The sequence below is a fragment of the Fructilactobacillus sp. X7R9C1 genome (assembly GCF_059901005.1).
Map to the genome: position 1 here is coordinate 1 of NZ_JBWXVG010000001.1, position 19,082 is coordinate 19,082.

20 protein-coding genes are annotated in these 19,082 nt (G+C 37.4%); 17 read left to right on the plus strand and 3 right to left on the minus strand.

The window, feature by feature from the left end; all coding sequences use genetic code 11:
- The first annotated feature begins 81 nt into the window (after positions 1–81).
- The 13 genes from ileS (at position 82) to AC6UD0_RS00065 (ending at position 13,588) form a co-directional block, all read left to right on the plus strand.
- Positions 82–2,883, plus strand: coding sequence for an isoleucine--tRNA ligase (gene ileS, locus AC6UD0_RS00005; protein WP_500707757.1), 2,802 nt, complete (start codon positions 82–84; stop codon positions 2,881–2,883).
- Positions 2,884–2,933: 50 nt separating this feature from the next.
- Positions 2,934–3,137 (plus strand): cold-shock protein, encoded by a 204-nt coding sequence (locus AC6UD0_RS00010; RefSeq protein WP_500693923.1) that lies wholly within the window; start codon positions 2,934–2,936, stop codon positions 3,135–3,137.
- Positions 3,138–3,191: 54 nt separating this feature from the next.
- Positions 3,192–3,737, plus strand: a complete 546-nt coding sequence (locus tag AC6UD0_RS00015; protein ID WP_500693922.1) for an NUDIX hydrolase — start codon at positions 3,192–3,194, stop codon at positions 3,735–3,737.
- 11 nt (positions 3,738–3,748) lie between these two features.
- Positions 3,749–4,117, plus strand: coding sequence for a hypothetical protein (locus AC6UD0_RS00020; RefSeq protein ID WP_500699385.1), 369 nt, complete (start codon positions 3,749–3,751; stop codon positions 4,115–4,117).
- 19 nt (positions 4,118–4,136) lie between these two features.
- Complete coding sequence (locus AC6UD0_RS00025) at positions 4,137–4,838, plus strand: 5'-methylthioadenosine/adenosylhomocysteine nucleosidase (RefSeq protein WP_500699387.1); 702 nt, start codon at positions 4,137–4,139, stop codon at positions 4,836–4,838.
- A gap of 13 nt (positions 4,839–4,851) precedes the next feature.
- Positions 4,852–6,012 (plus strand): cysteine desulfurase family protein, encoded by a 1,161-nt coding sequence (locus AC6UD0_RS00030; protein WP_500699389.1) that lies wholly within the window; start codon positions 4,852–4,854, stop codon positions 6,010–6,012.
- Entirely contained in the window at positions 6,012–6,356 is a 345-nt protein-coding gene (locus AC6UD0_RS00035) for a DUF1831 domain-containing protein (protein ID WP_500693918.1), read from the plus strand. Before AC6UD0_RS00030 ends, AC6UD0_RS00035 begins: the two co-directional genes overlap by 1 nt.
- Positions 6,357–6,464: 108 nt before the next feature.
- Positions 6,465–7,589 (plus strand): tRNA 2-thiouridine(34) synthase MnmA, encoded by a 1,125-nt coding sequence (gene mnmA / locus AC6UD0_RS00040; protein ID WP_500693917.1) that lies wholly within the window; start codon positions 6,465–6,467, stop codon positions 7,587–7,589.
- A 99-nt stretch (positions 7,590–7,688) separates the two neighbouring features.
- Entirely contained in the window at positions 7,689–8,345 is a 657-nt protein-coding gene (locus AC6UD0_RS00045; protein WP_500699391.1) for a histidine phosphatase family protein, read from the plus strand.
- 13 nt (positions 8,346–8,358) lie between these two features.
- Positions 8,359–9,090, plus strand: coding sequence for a tetratricopeptide repeat protein (locus AC6UD0_RS00050; protein WP_500693915.1), 732 nt, complete (start codon positions 8,359–8,361; stop codon positions 9,088–9,090).
- A gap of 10 nt (positions 9,091–9,100) precedes the next feature.
- Positions 9,101–11,557 (plus strand): SF1B family DNA helicase RecD2, encoded by a 2,457-nt coding sequence (gene recD2, locus AC6UD0_RS00055; protein WP_500699394.1) that lies wholly within the window; start codon positions 9,101–9,103, stop codon positions 11,555–11,557.
- Positions 11,558–11,611: 54 nt separating this feature from the next.
- A complete protein-coding gene (locus AC6UD0_RS00060; protein WP_500696602.1) occupies positions 11,612–12,571 on the plus strand; it encodes a ribose-phosphate diphosphokinase in 960 nt (319 codons plus the stop codon).
- 21 nt (positions 12,572–12,592) lie between these two features.
- On the plus strand, positions 12,593–13,588 hold the full coding sequence (locus AC6UD0_RS00065) for an aldo/keto reductase (RefSeq protein ID WP_500693912.1): 996 nt from the start codon (positions 12,593–12,595) through the stop codon (positions 13,586–13,588).
- Between the two features lie 109 nt (positions 13,589–13,697).
- Here the strand turns inward: AC6UD0_RS00065 and rnjA are convergent, their stop codons facing one another.
- Both rnjA and AC6UD0_RS00075 read right to left on the minus strand, forming a co-directional pair.
- On the minus strand, positions 13,698–15,377 hold the full coding sequence (rnjA, locus tag AC6UD0_RS00070; RefSeq protein ID WP_500693911.1) for a ribonuclease J1: 1,680 nt from the start codon (positions 15,375–15,377) through the stop codon (positions 13,698–13,700).
- Between the two features lie 2 nt (positions 15,378–15,379).
- Positions 15,380–15,595, minus strand: a complete 216-nt coding sequence (locus AC6UD0_RS00075) for a DNA-directed RNA polymerase subunit epsilon (RefSeq protein WP_500693910.1) — start codon at positions 15,593–15,595, stop codon at positions 15,380–15,382.
- Between the two features lie 184 nt (positions 15,596–15,779).
- Between AC6UD0_RS00075 and AC6UD0_RS00080 the strand changes: the two genes are divergently transcribed.
- Positions 15,780–16,274: a hypothetical protein gene (locus tag AC6UD0_RS00080; protein ID WP_500693909.1), complete on the plus strand. Its 495-nt coding sequence runs from the start codon at positions 15,780–15,782 to the stop codon at positions 16,272–16,274.
- Between the two features lie 25 nt (positions 16,275–16,299).
- Here the strand turns inward: AC6UD0_RS00080 and def are convergent, their stop codons facing one another.
- Positions 16,300–16,860: a peptide deformylase gene (gene def, locus AC6UD0_RS00085; protein WP_500707759.1), complete on the minus strand. Its 561-nt coding sequence runs from the start codon at positions 16,858–16,860 to the stop codon at positions 16,300–16,302.
- A gap of 187 nt (positions 16,861–17,047) precedes the next feature.
- Between def and AC6UD0_RS00090 the strand changes: the two genes are divergently transcribed.
- From AC6UD0_RS00090 to AC6UD0_RS00100, 3 genes are read left to right on the plus strand one after another with little or no spacing between them, the layout of a single operon-like run.
- Positions 17,048–17,980 (plus strand): Rossmann-fold NAD(P)-binding domain-containing protein, encoded by a 933-nt coding sequence (locus AC6UD0_RS00090; protein ID WP_500707761.1) that lies wholly within the window; start codon positions 17,048–17,050, stop codon positions 17,978–17,980.
- A complete protein-coding gene (locus tag AC6UD0_RS00095) occupies positions 17,964–18,257 on the plus strand; it encodes a UPF0223 family protein (protein ID WP_500707763.1) in 294 nt (97 codons plus the stop codon). Before AC6UD0_RS00090 ends, AC6UD0_RS00095 begins: the two co-directional genes overlap by 17 nt.
- Positions 18,257–19,048 (plus strand): inositol monophosphatase family protein, encoded by a 792-nt coding sequence (locus tag AC6UD0_RS00100; RefSeq protein WP_500707929.1) that lies wholly within the window; start codon positions 18,257–18,259, stop codon positions 19,046–19,048. The genes AC6UD0_RS00095 and AC6UD0_RS00100 overlap by 1 nt, the downstream gene beginning before the upstream one ends.
- Positions 19,049–19,082: the final 34 nt, after the last annotated feature.

Consider the following 19,082-nt stretch of genomic DNA (forward strand, 5'->3'; position numbering starts at 1 on the left):
GTTGTTAATTTTGAATTTGGGTGGTACCACGAAGACTTCGTCCCTATTAGGGCGAGGTCTTTTTATTTTGAGGAGGATACTATGAGAATTAAGGATACGCTAAACTTGGGTAAAACTAAGTTTAAAATGAGAGGAAATCTTCCCGTTAAAGAGGTTGAACGGGAAAAAGTATGGGAAGATAATCAACTTTATCAACAACGGCAAAAACTGAATGAAGGCAAACCATCGTTTGTATTACACGATGGACCTCCGTATGCTAACGGTGATATCCATATGGGACACGCCATGAATAAAATCACCAAAGACATTATTGTTCGATTTAAATCCATGAATGGATACCGTGCTCCTTATGTTCCGGGATGGGATACTCATGGACTACCAATTGAACAGCAACTTAAAAAGAAGGGCTATAATCGCAAAGAGATGTCTACGAATGATTTTCGTAAACTTTGTCACGATTATGCCTTAAAACAAGTTGACCAACAGCGTGATGAATTCAAACGTTTAGGTGTTTCAGCGGACTGGGATAATCCATACCTTACTTTAATGCCCGAATATGAAGCGGCTGAAGTACGTGTTTTTGGTAAAATGGCTGATCGAGGCTTGATTTATAAAGGACTTAAGCCGGTAATTTGGTCTTGGTCATCGGAATCCGCACTAGCGGAAGCAGAAGTTGAGTATCATGATGTGACTTCTCCGTCGGCATTTTTTGCTGAAAAAGTGATTGATGGAAATGGAATTTTAGATGATGATACTTATATGGTTGTCTGGACTACGACGCCCTGGACGATTCCTGGTTCTGAGGGAATTACCGTTGAACCCGACTTTAACTATTCGATTATTCAACACGATGATGACCCGAAAAAATATGTTATCGGAACCGATTTGCTTGATAAAGACGCAGAAATGTTCGGCTGGGAAGATATCAAAACCTTAAAGACGGTCAAAGGGAAGGATTTAAACAACATTAAAGCCCAACATCCGTTTGATAAAGACCGTCAATTGGTTGTAATGAACGGCGATTTTGTTACTAATGACTCCGGAACTGGGTTAGTTCACACTGCTCCTGGGTTTGGTGAGGACGACTATAACATTGGGATGCAGTACGGCTTGAATGTGTTTGCACCCGTGAATGCTAAGGGGTATCTTACTAAAGAAGCCGGTCCTGATTTTAAAGGCGTCTTTTATGAGGATGCTAACCAAATTGCTTTGGATAAGTTAAAAAAACAGGGACAGTTAATTCATTACATGCCTTATAAACATAGTTATCCCTTTGACTGGCGAACCAAAAAGCCGGTCATTTATCGTGCTACCCCACAGTGGTTTGCCTCAGTTGATAAGATTAGAAAAGAAATCTTGGATGCCATCGATACGGTTGGATTTAACCCTGATTGGGGACAAAAGCGACTCTATAACATGATTCGTGATCGTGGTGACTGGGTCATTTCTAGACAGCGAGTTTGGGGAGTTCCACTACCAATTTTCTATGGTGAAGATGGAGAACCAATCATTACTGATGAGACGATTGAACACGTTGCTAGTTTGTTTGGTAAATATGGCTCCGATATTTGGTTTGAAAGGGAAGCCAATGATCTTTTACCAGACGGATTTACTAGTGAGCATTCACCAAATGGTAAGTTTACCAAAGAAAATGACATTATGGATGTTTGGTTCGATTCGGGTACTTCTCATCAGGGCGTTTTGGCTGAACGCCCTGAATTGACGTATCCATCTGATCTCGTTGTTGAAGGATCCGATCAATACCGTGGTTGGTTTAACTCTAGTCTGATTACAAGTGTTGCCTATGCCGACATTGCACCTTACAAACATGTTTTATCACAAGGATTTACCCTGGATAAAAAAGGTCACAAAATGAGTAAATCACTTGGAAATACGATCGCCCCAAGTGATGTTATCAAGCAAATGGGAGCTGACATTGTTCGTTTGTGGGTTACCACTGTTGATACTTCAGCTGATGTACGGGTATCAATGGGTAATTTTAAGGTCGTTTCTGATAGTTATAAAAAGATCAGAAATACAATTCGGTATATGTTAGCTAATACAAGTGATTTTGATTCAGAATCAGATTCGGTTAAGTATGAAGACATGAACCATGCTGATCAGTACATGATGCTTCGCTTGAATCAATTAATTAAAAACGTTAAAGATGACTACAACAAGTACGATTTCATGAGTATTAACAAGGAGTTACTGTCATTTATTACTAGTGATTTGTCGGCTTTCTACTTGGATTTTGCAAAAGATATTTTGTACATTGATCCTAAGAATGGTCACAGACGCCGTTCAATGCAAACGGTTTTATACGAGGTCCTAGTTGCTTTAACGAAATTAATGACTCCAATCATCCCCCACACGACCGAGGAAATTTGGAATTTCTTAAATGAACCAGAAGAATTTGTTCAGTTGGCTGAAATGCCAGAAGTTAAGCACTTTGACAATGAAGATGAAATTAGTCATCAGTGGGATCAATTTATGAAGTTGAGAAAGAACGTGTTGAAAGCCATGGAACTGGCTCGAGATGGTAAAGTCATTGGTAAACCGTCTGAAGCTAAATTGACTTTGTATGTTGATGATGCAACTAAGAAGCTGTTTAACGATTTAGGTGTGGATATTGCTCAAATCTTGATGGTTTCTCAATTAGAGGTTAAATCAATTGATGAAGTTGACTCGGATGCGGATCGATTTGATGATAATTTAGCAATTAAAGTAGAGCATGCCAAAGGTGAGACCTGTGTTCGTTGTCGTCTCATTAAGCAGGATGTTGGTTCTGACCAAGATTACCCAGAGTTCTGTGGTCGTTGTGCTAAGATTGTTAAAGAAGAGTTTCCAGAAACAGCAACAGACGGATTTGAAGAAAAGTAATGGAATCGGGATTTGATCCCGATTTTTTATTAACAAAGGGGTAAAACGAAATGAAAGGTACGATTAAAAGTTACGAAAGGGATAAGGGATTTGGGTACATTGAGGTTCCTAATTCTGATGACATTTTCATGCATATTACTGGAATTATTTCTGGAAATCCAAAGCAAATTAAGCCTGGTGATCAAGTTGATTTTGTAAAAGCCATGGGACAACACGGTTTCCAGGCTGCTAAGGTGGTTTTACATCAAGATTAAAGCAATTGCATTGGGGTTATATTATGGTTAAACTATTTTTGGAAGGTGATTATTATGGATTTTGAAGAAAAAGTAATTAGTAGTAAACCGGTTTATAATGGACCAATTGCTCAAGTAGAAGAACAGCAAGTTAAGCTTCCAAATGGACAGCTGGCCTCTAGAGAGATTATTCACCACTGTAAATCAGTAGCAATGCTTGCAATCACCTCAGACAATAAAATGATTTTAGAGAAACAATGGCGCGCCCCAGCAAAACAAGTGATGATTGAAATCCCTGCAGGTAAATTGGATGATCGCGACAATGATTCACCGATTCATGCCGTTAAAAGGGAATTAAATGAAGAAGTTCGATATAACGCTAAGGAAATTAAAGAGCTTTATTCATTTTATCCATCAGTTGGAATTTCTGATGAGTATATGTATTTGTACTTAGTGGAGGGATTAACCCCAGTGAAGACAAAGTTACCTAGAGATCCTGGTGAATTTTTAGAAATTAATGAGTATACGCTAGATGAAGCCAAACAAATGATGAAAAGTGGCAAAATCATTGATGCTAAGACAATTATGGCAATCCAATACTGGGAACTGATGCAGAAATAGGCGGTCAATATATGGTAGTTAATGATAGGGAAAAAGATCGGTCTGAAATGACTAGATCTGAGTATCAGCGCATGTATGGTGATAGCGGGAGAAGAGATCCCCGTACTCGTTATGATAATGAATCAGAAAATCAAGAGACTCGGCATGCCCGTTTGAAAAAGCGAAGCTGGTTTGACCGATTGTTTCATCGTGCTAATAAGGGTCAATCCGATGAATCTTCGGGGAATTATTATACCGATCAACCGAACTCATATGAAAGAGAAAGACAAGATGCTTCTGAGTACAAACGTAAACGACTCGGAAGAAGATTGAATGTCGTTATATTATTATTATTGTTATTAATTGTGCTCGTGCTAGCAATTATGAGATTCGTTGGATAATTTAGGAGAATTTGGGAAAATGAAAACATTTGGAATTATTTGTGCAATGGATGAAGAAATTAAATCTTTAAAATTAGCATTAAAAAATGAGAGAGAAAAAGATATTAATGGCATCAAGTTTTATGAAGGGACCATCGATGGTCAAAAAGTTGTCTTAGTAAAATCTGGGATTGGCAAAGTTGAAGCAGGAATTACAGCGGCTCTTTTACTTGAGAATTTTGATGTTGATGTAATCATTCATTCTGGATCAGCAGCTGGCATTGGGGAAGGACTGAGCGTTGGGGACTTAGTAATCTCTACTCAAACTGCTTATCATGACGTTGATGCTACTGCTGCAGGATATGAATACGGTCAATTACCCGGTCAGCCAGCTCGATTTGACGCTTCTAACACTTGGATTAATAAAATTACCGATGCTTCAAAAGATACCGGAATTAACCCTAAAAGAGGTTTGATTGTTACCGGAGATCAATTCATTGCTGGACAAAAAATGATCGATGAAATTCTGAAAAACTTTCCAGACGCCTTATCGGCTGAGATGGAAGGCGCCGCAGTAGGACAAGTTGCCCACCAGTTTAATATTCCGTACGTCGTTATTAGAGCGATGTCAGATGTTGGTGATGAAAACGCTAATCAGAGTTTTGACGAGTTTGTTGTTGACGCGGGAAAACGTTCGGCACAGATGCTATTATATTTATTTAAGAATACTAAAGAAGCTTAGAGGGATGATTTAATTGGGTGAGATCTATTTAGATAACGCCGCAACCACACCAGTCTCCAGCGAAGTGCTGGATGATATGTATGATAAGTTTAAAAACAATTTTGGAAATGCTTCAACTCTATATCAGCTTGGGAGACAATCCAAAGAAATTTTGGAAGATAGTCGACATGTGATTGCTAAAAGTATTAATGCGGACGATAACGAAATCGTATTTACAAGTGGTGGAACCGAAAGTGATAACACGGCAGTAATTAGAACCGCTGAGGCTCGAAAGAGTTTTGGTAATCACATTATTACAACTTCGATTGAACACGAAGCAATTTTAAAACCAATGAAATATTTAGAAGATCATGGATTTAGAGTTACTTATTTGCCGGTTGACAAGCAAGGTAATATTTCTTTAACTGATCTGAAGAATGCGCTTGATGATGACACGATTTTGGTTTCAATCATGATGGGAAATAATGAAGTGGGTAGTAAGAATCCGATTCATGAAATTGGGGAACTACTTAAAGATCATCAGGCTTGGTTTCATACTGATGCTGTGCAAGCTTATGGTTTACTTGATATTGATGTCAAAAGGGATCATATTGATTTACTATCTACATCGGCTCATAAGTTAAATGGTCCAAAAATGATTGGTTTTTTGTATCGACGAAATGGAATTAATTTTACCAGTTATATTATGGGTGGCGATCAGGAAGACAAACGACGTGCCGGAACCGAAAATATTCCCCAAATATCAGGATTTGCGACGGCCGTTAGAAAACTTCCTAGTGAAAAGAAAAAGCAACGAAGAGAAGATTTTAGGCGATTTAAGCGCGAAGTGGTTGATGGATTAACTAATAACGGGATTGACATCGACGTAAACGGATCGATGAGTGATAATACCCTGCCACACGTCTTAAACATTTGGATCAAGGGAATTTCTACCTATGTTATGCAGACTAATTTGGATTTAGCTGGGATTGCCGTGTCGGGTGGATCAGCATGTACCGCTGGTAGTTTAGAACCTTCTCATGTTTTAACTGCAATGTTTGGAAAAGATAGTCCTAGACTTTCAGAATCCATTCGAGTTAGTTTTGGGGCATATACCACTGATGAAGACATTCAAAAATTAGTTACTGAGATTACGGCGATTGTTCATCGCTTGAAGAAGGGAAACAAGAAGTAATGGCATTTTCAAAGGTAGTCCAGTTAAAGGGTGGAACTGACAAATATGAGTTAAACCCAGAAATCAAACAATACACTTTACTTGACCTTGGTTTTAACACCACTAAAAGTGGTAATTTTTCCTATAAGAAATCCATTGACCCAGAGTCTCCATTCAATAAAAGGGCGATCAAGCTTAAGATTACAATTAATTCTGATATGAGTGAATTTAAGATGGCAGTCGTTGATGGTAATGAAATGAATGATGTGGATATCTTTTCTAATGATAATCATCAAGAAGAACGTGATCAGTTTAATTTCATTATGCAGAATATGATTTTAAGAAAAGTATTTCAAAAAGTGTAGAAGAGTGAAAAGTTGCAGGAATGTTAGTTAGTAGAGTATGATAGTAAATACTGGAATTGCGACCTTCAAATCGTAGATTTTCAGAATCTAAAGAATGATGGTGATGTTATGCAAGATAACAGTAAAACACGTGTTGTTGTTGGTATGAGTGGTGGTGTTGACTCTTCAGTTGCCGCCTACCTCTTAAAACAACAGGGATACGATGTGGTTGGAGTCTTCATGAAGAACTGGGATGACACCGATGCTGATGGTGTTTGTACCGCTACTGAAGACTACAAGGACGTTGCTCATGTTGCTAACGAAATCGGCATCCCATATTATTCTGTTAACTTTGAACATGAGTATTGGGACCGAGTCTTCAAGTATTTCTTAGCGGAATACAAACGCGGACGTACTCCTAATCCTGATGTAATTTGTAATACTGAGATTAAGTACAAAGCTTTTCTCGAGTATGCAATGGATCTTGGTGCCGATTATATTGCAATGGGGCATTATGCTCAGTTGAAACGTGATAAAGAGGGACACAACCACTTATTACGTTCTACAGATCTTAATAAAGATCAAACTTACTTTTTAAGTCAACTTTCAGCGGATCAACTGGATCGAGTAATGTTTCCAGTTGGTGGGATGACTAAACCTGAGGTTAGAAAAATTGCTAAAGAAGCTAACCTTTGGGTAGCCGACAAAAAGGATTCAATGGGAGTTTGTTTCATTGGTCCAAACAACTTTAATAATTTTCTTAGCAAATATCTTCCTGCTAAACCAGGTAAAATGATGACCTTTGATGGTGAAGTTAAGGGTCATCATAATGGGCTGATGTATTATACAATTGGTCAGAGGAAAGGTCTCGGTATTGGTGGAGATGGTTATGATAATCGACCTTGGTTTGTTGTTGGTAAGGATCTTTCTAAGAATATTCTGTACGTTGGAAAGGGTTATGACAATGAACATTTATATGCTGATTATTTAACTGCTTCTGGTCTTTCTTGGATTGATTCCAATACGCGAGGAAATGATTTTCACTGCACGGCTAAGTTTAGGTATCGTCAAAAGGATACTGGGGTTACCGTTCATATTGATGACGATAATAATCATGTTAAGGTAACTTTTGATGAACCAGTTCGGTCAATTACTCCCGGACAGGCAGTGGTTTTTTATGACGGTCAAGAATGTTTAGGAACCGCTACGATTGATGCCGCGTTTAAAAATGATCATGAACTACAATATGTATAATATTTAAACAAAGTTCGACTCGTTTTGAGTCGGACTTTTTTGATAATTTAATTCTAAACTGGCATAATAAAGCTATATCAATGTGTGTGAGGGATTTAAATGAGACTTTATTTTGTGAGACATGGGAAGACCGAATGGAATCTTGAAAGTAGGTATCAAGGTGCCGGAGGTGATTCACCGCTTCTTGACGAAAGTTACCATGAAATGGATCAAGCGGGTAAATTTCTTTCGGGTGTTCAATTTGCACATATTTATGCAAGCCCTATCAAAAGAGCACGAATTACCGCTTTCCATATTCAAAAATGGTTAAAATCTCCAGTCTCCATTTCACTGGACAGTCGCTTGGAAGAGTTTCATCTCGGTAAGATGGAAGGAATGAAATTTACTGATGTGCAAAAGAAATTCCCAGAAGAATTTGATGCCTTTCGTAACCATCCAGATCAATATCGTCCTGAAGCAATTGGTGGGGAGGATTTCCCTGCATTAATTAAACGAATGCAAAGTAAAATTGGTGAAATTACGCAAAATTACAATAGTAACGATAATATTTTAATTGTTAGTCATGGAGCAGCTCTAAATGCTTTGATTAATTCATTATTAGGGGTCCCACTAAAAGACTTACGTAAGCGTGGTGGATTGGCTAATACAAGTACTACCGTTATTGAAACTAGTAATCATGGAAAAACGTATCGATTGGTGGATTGGAATAACACCAGTTATTTAGACAGGAAAGTTGAAAAATCAGATTTAGTGTAATAGGAGGATGGCTATGACAGATAATGGACGAGAAAATAAACCAACGGAAGATCCCCGTCAAAAGCAAGCGGAAGAAACACTTCATAAGTTAGTAAAAGATATTGATGATCACCCCAAGGACTACCGAACTTACTATGATTTAAGTGTGTTTTTAGTTGAGCTTAAAAGTTATACCCAGGCTGAAGAGTTATTAATGAAGGCTTTGGGTTTATTTGGCGATTCAAATAAAAAAGCAAAAAGCACGCTGTTATATGGTTTAGGTAACGTATATTATTCTGCTGGTGAATATGAAAAAGCCATTCAACAGTTTCAGCAGGTGAATGATCCTGAGTTAAAAAAAGACGCTTACGTGATGTTGGCTCAAAGTTATATGGGGAAAAAGGACTATAAGAGAGCTTTAGTGTTTTTATTAACGGCTCAAGAATTAGCAAAGCAAGATTCTGAAATTAATCGAATGATGGGGGAGTGCCTAATGGCACTTGGTGATTTCGATCAAGCAGCCGATTTTTACGATCGAGTTCTAAAAAGTAATCCAAATGATGGGAAAGCTAATTTCGATCGGGGATTAATTGCGATGGTGATTGGTGAACCATTTGATGATTATTTCAAGAAAGCCGAAAAGTACGATAAGAAAAATTTTGATGCCAAACAAAGTCAGATAAAAGACATTGAAAAAGTCGTTCAATTAAATAAACAAAAAAATGAGCACCCTGATGACTCGAAACCAAATGATTCCAAAAAATAGGAGAAAATAATTGTCTGAATCCATGGATTTATTTCAAACGAACGAAAAATTGAATAATTCATCTCAAAACGAGCAACCATTTGTGAAGGGACAAGTTCAGACAACTTTTTTTGAAAGTTCAGATAGTTTCTACAAAGTTTTGCTGGTAAAGGTTAATGAAACCAATGTAGATTGGCATGAAGATGAAATTGTTATCACTGGTAACTTTGCGGATATTAGTGATGATGTCACCTATCGTTTTATTGGGAAGTTGGTTGACCATCCTAAGTATGGAAAGCAATTTCAAGCTGAAAATTACGAGCGGGTTGGTCAAACTTCCAAAAAGGGTTTGGTTAATTATTTATCAAGTGATGAATTTACTGGTATCGGGCCGAAGACTGCCGAAAAAGTTGTTAGCAAATTGGGAACGAATTTAATTGAGAAGGTTTTAGAAAACCCGGCGGTTTTAAATTCAGTTGGATTAACCAAGAAGCAAAAGGATGTAATTACAAAAGCAATTCACGAAAATAATGGGGTTGAACAAACCATCGTTGGGCTGAATAGTTATGGCTTCGGCAGTAGCTTAGCTTCTGCCATCTTTAAAAAGTATAAAGAGCAGGCTTTAGAAGTCATTAAGAATAATCCTTACCAACTCGTTGAAGATATTTCTGGAATTAGCTTTAAGCGTGCTGATCGAATTGCGAATAAGGTTGGAGTAGATTACAACGATAAAGGACGGTTGCGTGCCGGATTACTGACAGCTCTTGACTCTTTATCCATTAAAAGTGGTAATACGTATTCTGACACTAGAGAATTGATGCAAGAAAGCACTCGAATTCTTGAAACCGATCGAACGCAGAGTATTGACGATAAGAAGTTAGGTGAAGAATTATATGATTTAGCTAAAGACCAAAAAATTGTCGTTGATGAAGATAAAATTTATTTAAAAAATCTATACGATGACGAGATACGCATTGCTGAAAACATCAAGCGAATTGAGCAGGGTGGCAAAAAGGGGGAGGATCAACCTAATGATTTTTCTAAGATAATTGGCAAAGTTGAGAGTGAGGTCGGAATTGAGTATGACGACTCTCAGAAAAAAGCCATTAATGAAGCAATGATAAACCCTGCATTTTTGCTTACTGGTGGTCCTGGAACTGGGAAAACGACTATTATCAACGGAATTGTTAGAACGTTTGCCAAAGCTAATGATTTATCTTTAGATATTAATGACTATAAAGAACAAGCATATCCGGTATTATTAGCAGCTCCTACTGGGCGAGCTGCCAAGAAAATGAGTGAGTCAACTAAAATTCCTGCCAGTACCATTCATCGCTTGCTAGGTCTTACTGGTCATGGCGATGAAGAAGCTGCCAATGATTTGGAGGGTGGTTTGTTAATCGTTGATGAAATGTCGATGGTGGATACAGACTTATTTAAAATTTTATGCCAGGCGGTTCCAAACGGTATGAAGGTGATCTTTGTTGGTGATAAAGATCAGTTACCGTCGGTTGGTCCCGGTCAGGTTTTTTATGATTTACTCCGTTCTCACACAATTCCTAGCGTGGAATTAAACCAAATTCACCGTCAAAATGACGGATCAACCATTGTAGAATTAGCCCATGATATCAAGAATGGTGAGATGCCCAAAACACTTTTAAAAAACCAAAGGGATCGTAGCTTTATTAATTGTAATACCCAACAAGTTGATTCGGTAATTAAGCAGATTGTTAATAAGGCCAAAACGAAAGGATTTAGTTCTACAGATGTACAAGTACTGGCTCCAATGTATCGTGGAACTGCAGGGATTGATCGTTTAAACGTTGAGATTCAAAACATTATGAATCCTAAAACGGCTGACTCTCAGAAAGAAGTTGACTTTAGGGGAACCACTTATCGAATTGGCGATAAGGTTCTTCAACTTGTAAATGTCCCTGAGAATAACATTTTTAACGGTGATATTGGTAAAGTCGTTGGAATTGAAGTTAATAGCGATAATAAGCATTATCTAGATAAACTGGTCATTGCGTTTGATCAAAATGAGGTTACCTATACTCGAAATGACTGGAATCAGTTAACACTTGCCTACTGTACCTCGATTCATAAAGCTCAGGGTAGTGAGTTTGAAATGGTTATCTTACCGATTGTTCCTCAGTATAAGAGGATGCTTAAAAGGAATTTATTGTATACTGCAGTTACTAGAGCTTCGAAAATGTTGATTATGATTGGAGATCCAAATTCATTTGAAGAATGTATTGAAAATGAATCGGTTAATCGGAAAACGACTTTGAAGCAACGGTTACAATACGTGATTGACGAAGAGTTTACTCCAAAGGTAATTGGAAATTCAAAAAAGGGTAGACCGACTTTTAAAAAGAAAACTCCCTCAGATTTTATTTTATCGGAGGATCAGATTATTGAAAATACAATTGATCCCATGATTGGGATGCAGGGAATTACCCCTCAAAATTTTAATAATGATAAATGAATTAAATTCGATTATAATGTAGGTAGTAATTAGTTGGTTATGAGGGGAAACTTGATGGTGAAAACAAAAAAAGAAAAAAAGTCGGCAAAGATATTTGCGTTGAATTCGAATCGTCCGTTAGCAGAAAAGATTTCTGAATATAGTGGAATGGACCTTGGTAAAGCAACCATCAATCATTTTAGTGATGGTGAAATTCAAATTTCAATTGATGAAAGTATTCGTGGAGATGATGTGTACATCGTTCAATCGCTTTCTGATCCTGTTAATGATAATTTGATGGAACTGATGATTATGATTGATGCGGTTCGAAGAACTAGTCCCCATACTATTAACGTGGTAATCCCGTACTATGGATATTCAAGATCTGACCGAAAAGCGCGTTCAAGAGAACCAATTACTGCAAAATTAATTGCTACTTTTCTTGAATCTAGTGCGGTAGATCGAGTCATTACTCTTGATTTGCATGCGGCACAAATTCAGGGATTTTTTGATATCCCAGTGGATCACTTGCGGTCACTTGAGTTAATGGGTAATTACCTAAAAGAACATGATATTAGTAATGACGCCGTTGTGGTTTCACCCGATTATAATAGTGTCGCCAAGGCACGAGGAATGGCTGGCTACTTGAACCTTCCGATTGCAATTGTTGATAATCGAAATCCTGAGGATCTAAGTCAGGTTCCTAGTACGATTATTGGTGATGTAAAGGGTAAAAAGGCAATTGTTGTTGATGATATGATTGTGACGGGTGAGAAGATGAAAATCACTGCTCAAGCGATTATGAATGCGGGAGCAAAAGCGGTTTATGTAGTTGCTACTCATCCGGTTCTTACTGAAGAAGCGAGACAAAATCTTTCCGATCCAGCCATTAAACAGGTGATCGTTTCCGATTCCATTGTCGTTCCACAGAATAAGAGAGTTGACAAAATGGTGATCGTTTCAGTTGGCAAGCTGATTGGTGATGCCTTAAAATTAATTGAGAACGAACAATCAACAAGTAAATTGTTTAAGTAATATAAATTTGGAGGGATTCTAATGGTATTTAGAGCAAAAGATGATCGTTACGATAATATGAAAGTAAGACGTGCAGGAACAACGGGACTGCAGTTACCCGCATTATCATTTGGAATGTGGCACAGCTTCGGTGACGATGCTAATTTTAAAGATAGTGAAAAGGTAATGCTCCATGCTTTCAACAAGGGAATCTTTAGCTTTGATCTAGCTAATAACTATGGGCCCGGTTCAGGTGCTGCTGAAAGAATGTTTGGCCAAGTTTATCGACGCGATTTAAAGCCTTACCGTGATGAATTAATTATCACCACTAAAGCTGGATTTCATATGTGGCCAGGTGTTTATGGTAACTATTCTTCAAAGAAGACCCTCGTTACTGCGCTAGATCAAAGTCTTCAAAGAATGGGACTTGATTATGTGGATATTTATTATACCCATCGATTTGATCCTAATACTCGATTAGAAGAGACTGCTGAAGCCCTTGATGGATTAGTTCGTGCAGGTAAAGCACTTTACATTGGAATTTCTAATTATGATGGCCATCAGACTGCTGAAATGATTAAATTATTTAAGGAACTGAAGACTCCGTTTGTAGTTAACCAGAGTTCATATAATATGCTTAATCGAGAGCCTGAAGATGATGGGACCCTTAAGACCTTAGCAGATAATCATGATGGCTTTATTGCTTACGGTCCTTTGGCAGAGGGCCTTTTGACTAGTAAGTATCTAAAGGGAATTCCAAGTAACATTAAATTGCATAAGACTAACAAGTTTATTTTGGCTAATGGTGATGAAAGTGCTGTTAATAAACTAAATAAATTAAACGATATTGCACAGAATCGTGACCAGACACTTGCCCAAATGTCATTAGCATGGCTATTACACGATCCAACGATTGCCAGTGTGGTCACTGGTGCGTCAAAAGTCGATCATTTAGATGATAACCTGAAGGCATTAGATAATCTTGACTTTACTCAAGATGAATTAGATGAAATTGACAAAATCGTTAAGTATAAATAATTAAAAAAGGTATGCTTACTAAGCGTACCTTTTTGTTATTAAGACTAATAATAATATATGAGACTAAAATAAGGGCTGAAATCCAAACAATTGGATTCAGCCCTTATTGTTAATTGTTCATGATTAGCATTGGCAAGATTAGGGGACTTCTTTGTGTTTTTTCATATAAGAAGTTTGATAAATCATTGACAATTGCTTTACTAATTGATTTTTCGTCTGCATTTTTATTCTTCATGGCACGACGGATGGTTCTAAAGACTAACTTTCGTCCTTCATCAAGTAATTCACCTGATTCGCGCATATAAACGAATCCACGTGAGAGAAGGTCAGGACCAGATTGGATTTCCTGGTTCTTTAAGTTGATGGTAGCAACCACCACTACTAAACCTTCTTCTGAAAGAAGTTGACGATCTCTTAGGACTTTGTCTCCAATATTTCCAACGCCATTGCCATCAATATAAACATCACCAGCATTGAAGTATCCAGCAACACGAGCACTATCTTTTGTTAAAGCAAGTACTTCGCCATTTTTTAGGATAAAACAATGGTCGGCAGGGACCCCACATTCTTGCGCAAGTTTAGTGTGGATCTTTAACATTCGGTATTCCCCATGGATCGGAACAAAGAACTTTGGCTTCATTAAACGAAGCATTAGTTTTTCTTCTTCTTGGCCACCGTGTCCAGAAGTATGAATGTTATTAATCTTACCGTGGATGACTTTAGCGCCGTCTTCTTCAAGCTCATTAATGACCCGGTTGACACTTAATGTGTTACCTGGAATTGGGTTACTTGAAAAGACAACCGTATCACCTGGTTGAATCGAAATTTGTCGGTGAGTTCCGTTAGCAATTCGAGCCAAAGCAGCCATGGGTTCACCTTGAGAGCCGGTACACAGGATCATAACCTTATCTGCCGGTAAGTGCTTTAACTCTTGAGCATCGACGAAGGCACTGTCAGGAACGTCTAGGTAACCAAGCTTTCTACCATTGACAATGGCTGCTTCCATACTTCTACCAAATACAGCAATTTTACGATCATGAGCTAGTGCTGTATCAATAGCCGTTTTAATTCTTGAGAGGTTGGAAGCAAAGGTAGCAAAAATAATACGGCCCTTGACCTCGTCAAAAATATGACGAACGGATTTTCCAACCCATTTTTCTGACTTAGTCCAGACCGGCTTTTCGGCATTGGTACTGTCAGCCATCAAACAGAGTACACCTTCCTCACCCAGTTTGGCCATGGCTTGTAAATCAGGCGGCTGATTAGTGACAGGCGTGAGATCGAACTTATAATCTCCCGTTTCCACAATGACACCGTCAGGCGTATGAACAGCGACTCCCATTGTATCTGGTATTGAATGAGTGGTTCTAAAAAAAGAAACACTCGTCTTTTTGAATTTCAAAACTGACTTATCATTAATCTCGTGAAGTTCAGCCTGTTTTAACAAGCCGTGCTCTTCCAATTTGTTTTTGATTAATGCTAATGCTAGCGGGCCAGCGTAAATTGGAACGTTGAGAACCTTTAAAAGAAAGGGCACACCACCGATATGATCTTCATGACCATGGGTGATTACAAGTGCCTTAATTTTGTCCTTATTATCAATTAAGTACTGATAATCTGGGATGACATAGTCAATTCCCAATTGATCATCTTCTGGGAACTTGATTCCAGCATCAATTAAGATGATTTCATCCTGGAATTGTACACCATAAGTATTCTTACCAATTTCTCCGAGTCCACCAACACCATAAATAGCAGTTTCGTTATTTTTGATGTTTAATTTCTTCATAACTAGTTAAACTCCGTAATTTTAAAACCGGGATCATTTTTTTCAAATTCAAGGTGCTTCCCTTCGAGCGGTTCAATGAATTCAATGTTGTACTTTGTGTGTTGTTCAAGTTTAGTTCTAACGTCAGCAACGGTTTTAGCTTCTAAGTAAATCGTTTTAGTTGCTTCACGTTTAGGGTTAGAATTATTTTCATCTTGATATAAAACCTTGTAAATCAATATAATTACTCCTTTTTTGTTGATTTAATGTTATTTTTCGTACATTAGGTTGCAGGAACGCAACAATTAATCATATTTTAGCATATTATGGTAAATAAGTATAGAATCATGTGAATCGACAAACATGTTTCATGTTAGAATTGATCTATAAATTTACCTAATAATCAATAATGGGAGAAGAACAGTGAAAATATTTTTAGAATTGGTCGTTGCAATTGTCGTTGCTTTTTTAATTTATAACTGTTTGCACTATTTTTTTGTCACTCTACCAACCAAAAGGTATCAGTTAAAAATGAAGCATAGCGTTGATGGCGAAATCTATAAAGTGGTCAAATACTTTGAGGTTGAAGACAAACGTGAAATTGTGCAAAGTTACGTTGGGTCACAAGTACTGTCTGATTTCTGGGGTAGGGGAGTGATGGTTTTTGAATATCGTTGCGTTGTAAAAGAGGGCTATGATGATGCGGATCTCTTACGGGACCTTTTTAATCAAAAACTATCTGAATATGCCATTTCAGATGGTTTTATTGATTCCAATCATAAAAAAACGTTGATTGTGACTGACTGTTGGTTGAACAAAAGCGTAATGGTTTTTGATGTAGCCAATGTTATTAATCCTGCAACTCATGAATATTTAAGTGATTTGGATAAGTTAAATGAAAAAGAAAGGGAGACGTAGTAACGTCTCCCACAAAAAAACAATATTAATCAAAAAATACTTCATCTTCGGTTTTGGAAAATGGATCATCTTTGTCGATATGATCGTAAAACAGAGTTCCGTGAAGATGATCAATTTCATGTTGAGCAATGATGGCTGGGTAGTGTTTTAACCTGACTTGATGAACTTTACCGTTCAAATCTTGATATTTAATCGTAACACGGTCTGCCCTCGGAACAAAACCAGGGACATCACGATCGACCGATAAGCATCCTTCACCTTCAGTTAATGCCCCACGTTGAACGGAGTTTGAGATAATAACTGGATTTATCATAATTGCCTTGAAGGGCGATTTTTGGTTTTCGCCTTCTGGTGGGGTTAAAACAGCAGCCATTGATTTGGATTGTCCAACTTGTGGAGCTGCCAAACCAACTCCTGCTCGCAAATGGTATTTGTTACATTGTTCAGGATCCTGACTAACTTCCAAGTAATTCATCATTTTTTCGCCTAATTTACGATCTTCATCGCTAAGTGGAAATTTAACGGGTTGACTTTGTTCCCGTAACACAGGATTTCCCTCTCGAGTTATGTCTTTCATTAAGTACATAACGGTTTACCTCCTAATTCATGTCAACTTCTACCAGTTATTTTATCATAAATCGCAAAACCAGTTAATTTCATGGTATTTCAGTATTTTAATTTACTCTTATGTGCAAAAAGAAATTTGAAATGGTATTTTATTAACAAGCAAAAAATTAATAAATTCTTTAAAAACAAAGAATGGAGGAATTGGAATGCAACCAAAAATATTAATTAAAGGAAGCATAACCAGGATCTTATCACTTTTGAACGCTTTAATTGTTTTAGACTTTCCCGTTACTATCCAAGTAGACGACAGTGAACAAGTTCGATCAACCGTCTTTTCTAGTAAGATGTGTCATAACTTGTCAATCCAGATTGCAAGTAAGCCAGAATTAAATAATTTCGATGCATTATTGTATTTGCCAAACATTGATTTCTATAATCCCAAGTTGACGGATGCTACTCAAATTGCAGAAGACTTGAGACCGGAAATTGATAAACTAAGGAATTTAATCAATGACTGTGTCTCAAATGGATTTCGCGGTAAAATAGTGATTGATGCCCCACATGATGAAGTTTTTACGTATTTTGCAGCAAGTTTTTCTGGACTTGATAATCAAAATATCATTGGTGTTGGAACTCTTCCCCAAGAAATGCTACTGAAGAATGAACTCCAGAGGAATTTTGACGTTAGTGCTGATGATATTAATGTCAATGTCTTAGGATTAAATACTAATAATTTAGTCGCCTGGAGTAGGGTTTACATTGGTCCTGCAACCTTGCTTTCATACCTGGCTGATGATAGTAACAACTACAGTAGTGACATCATTACTCAAGTTCAGGAAGTGATTGATGATCAAGGGGTCGTTATTAATGAAATGATCCAAAGTAAAGCTATTGTTAGATTACTTGTTTCAATGTATGAGGGTCAATCGTTAATTTGTTCAGTTGTAAATGTTGATAAAGAAAAAGATGAGCTAAAGCTGGATGTTAGCCCCAAACTAATTAATCGAAATGGAGCAGCTCAATCGATTCGACTTCAGCTTTCAGAGGACGAACAAAAAAAGTTAAACTCAGACGTTGAATGGGCCAATAATATTATTGCAGCCGTGATTAATGGAGGAAAAAATGCCTCGAAAAACTAATGATAGTTATTCTTATCCCATTGTTGATGATTGGAGTCGAAAAGAATTAATTGATGTTTGTCATTTCTTTGAAAATATTGAAATGGCTTATAATAAGGGAGTTAATCGAAAGAAGCTAATGGATAGTTATCGACGCTTCTGTGAGATTAATCCGGCAAGAGTCGAACAAAATAATTTACAAAGAGATTTTGAAAAGCAGTCTGGTTTAGATGTATACCATGTTATTAAATTAGCAAAAGGAAACTCGGATTTAAAGACCATTAAGCGAAAGGAATGATTTCCATCACAACAGTAGATGATTTAAATAAAATTGATCAAGATGTTTGCCAAATCTTAAAAACCGCACGTGCGTTTGTCATGGAAAGATTAAATGGTCATTTAGACGTAGATGAAAAAACTGGAAGGAAAGATTTAGTTACAAACATTGATAAAGACAACGAAAAGTTTTTTGTAAAACAGCTAAAAGCACTTAAACCTGACAGTAAAGTTCTCGGTGAAGAGGGCTTAGGTGACAAAATTGACAATTTAAACGGACGGGTTTGGATTGTAGATCCAATCGATGGAACGATGAATTTTGTAAAGCAACGTAATCACTTCGCAATGATGATTGCCTATTATGTCGATGGCGTACCAACCCTCGGGTTCATTTATGATGTTATAAATAACAAGTTGTATCATGGTGGCCCTGATATTGGTATCTATGTTAATTCTGAGACAATGAATCCTCCAGTTAACGGTTCTCTTGAAAATGGGTTGATTGGAATGAGTGGTCCGCTTGTTATTAGGGATGTTTATCATATGCAAGAAATTGCAGAGGCTAGTTCTGGTTATCGAATTTATGGTAGTGCTGGGATCGAAATCGTTGCTGCTCTTTGCGGGGAGACAATCGGTTATATTTCGCATTTAAGGCCTTGGGATATTGCTGCTGGTCGTGTTCTTGCTGAAACGCTTGGGATGACCGTTTCTACTATTGACGGCAAGCCCATAAATATGCTATTATCAAACACAGTTTTGTTAGCGACAAAAAAGGCGCAAAAAGATATTCTGAAAATTTCGACGAAGCGTTAATCAAAAGCTGTGATGGATTCACAGCTTTTTTATC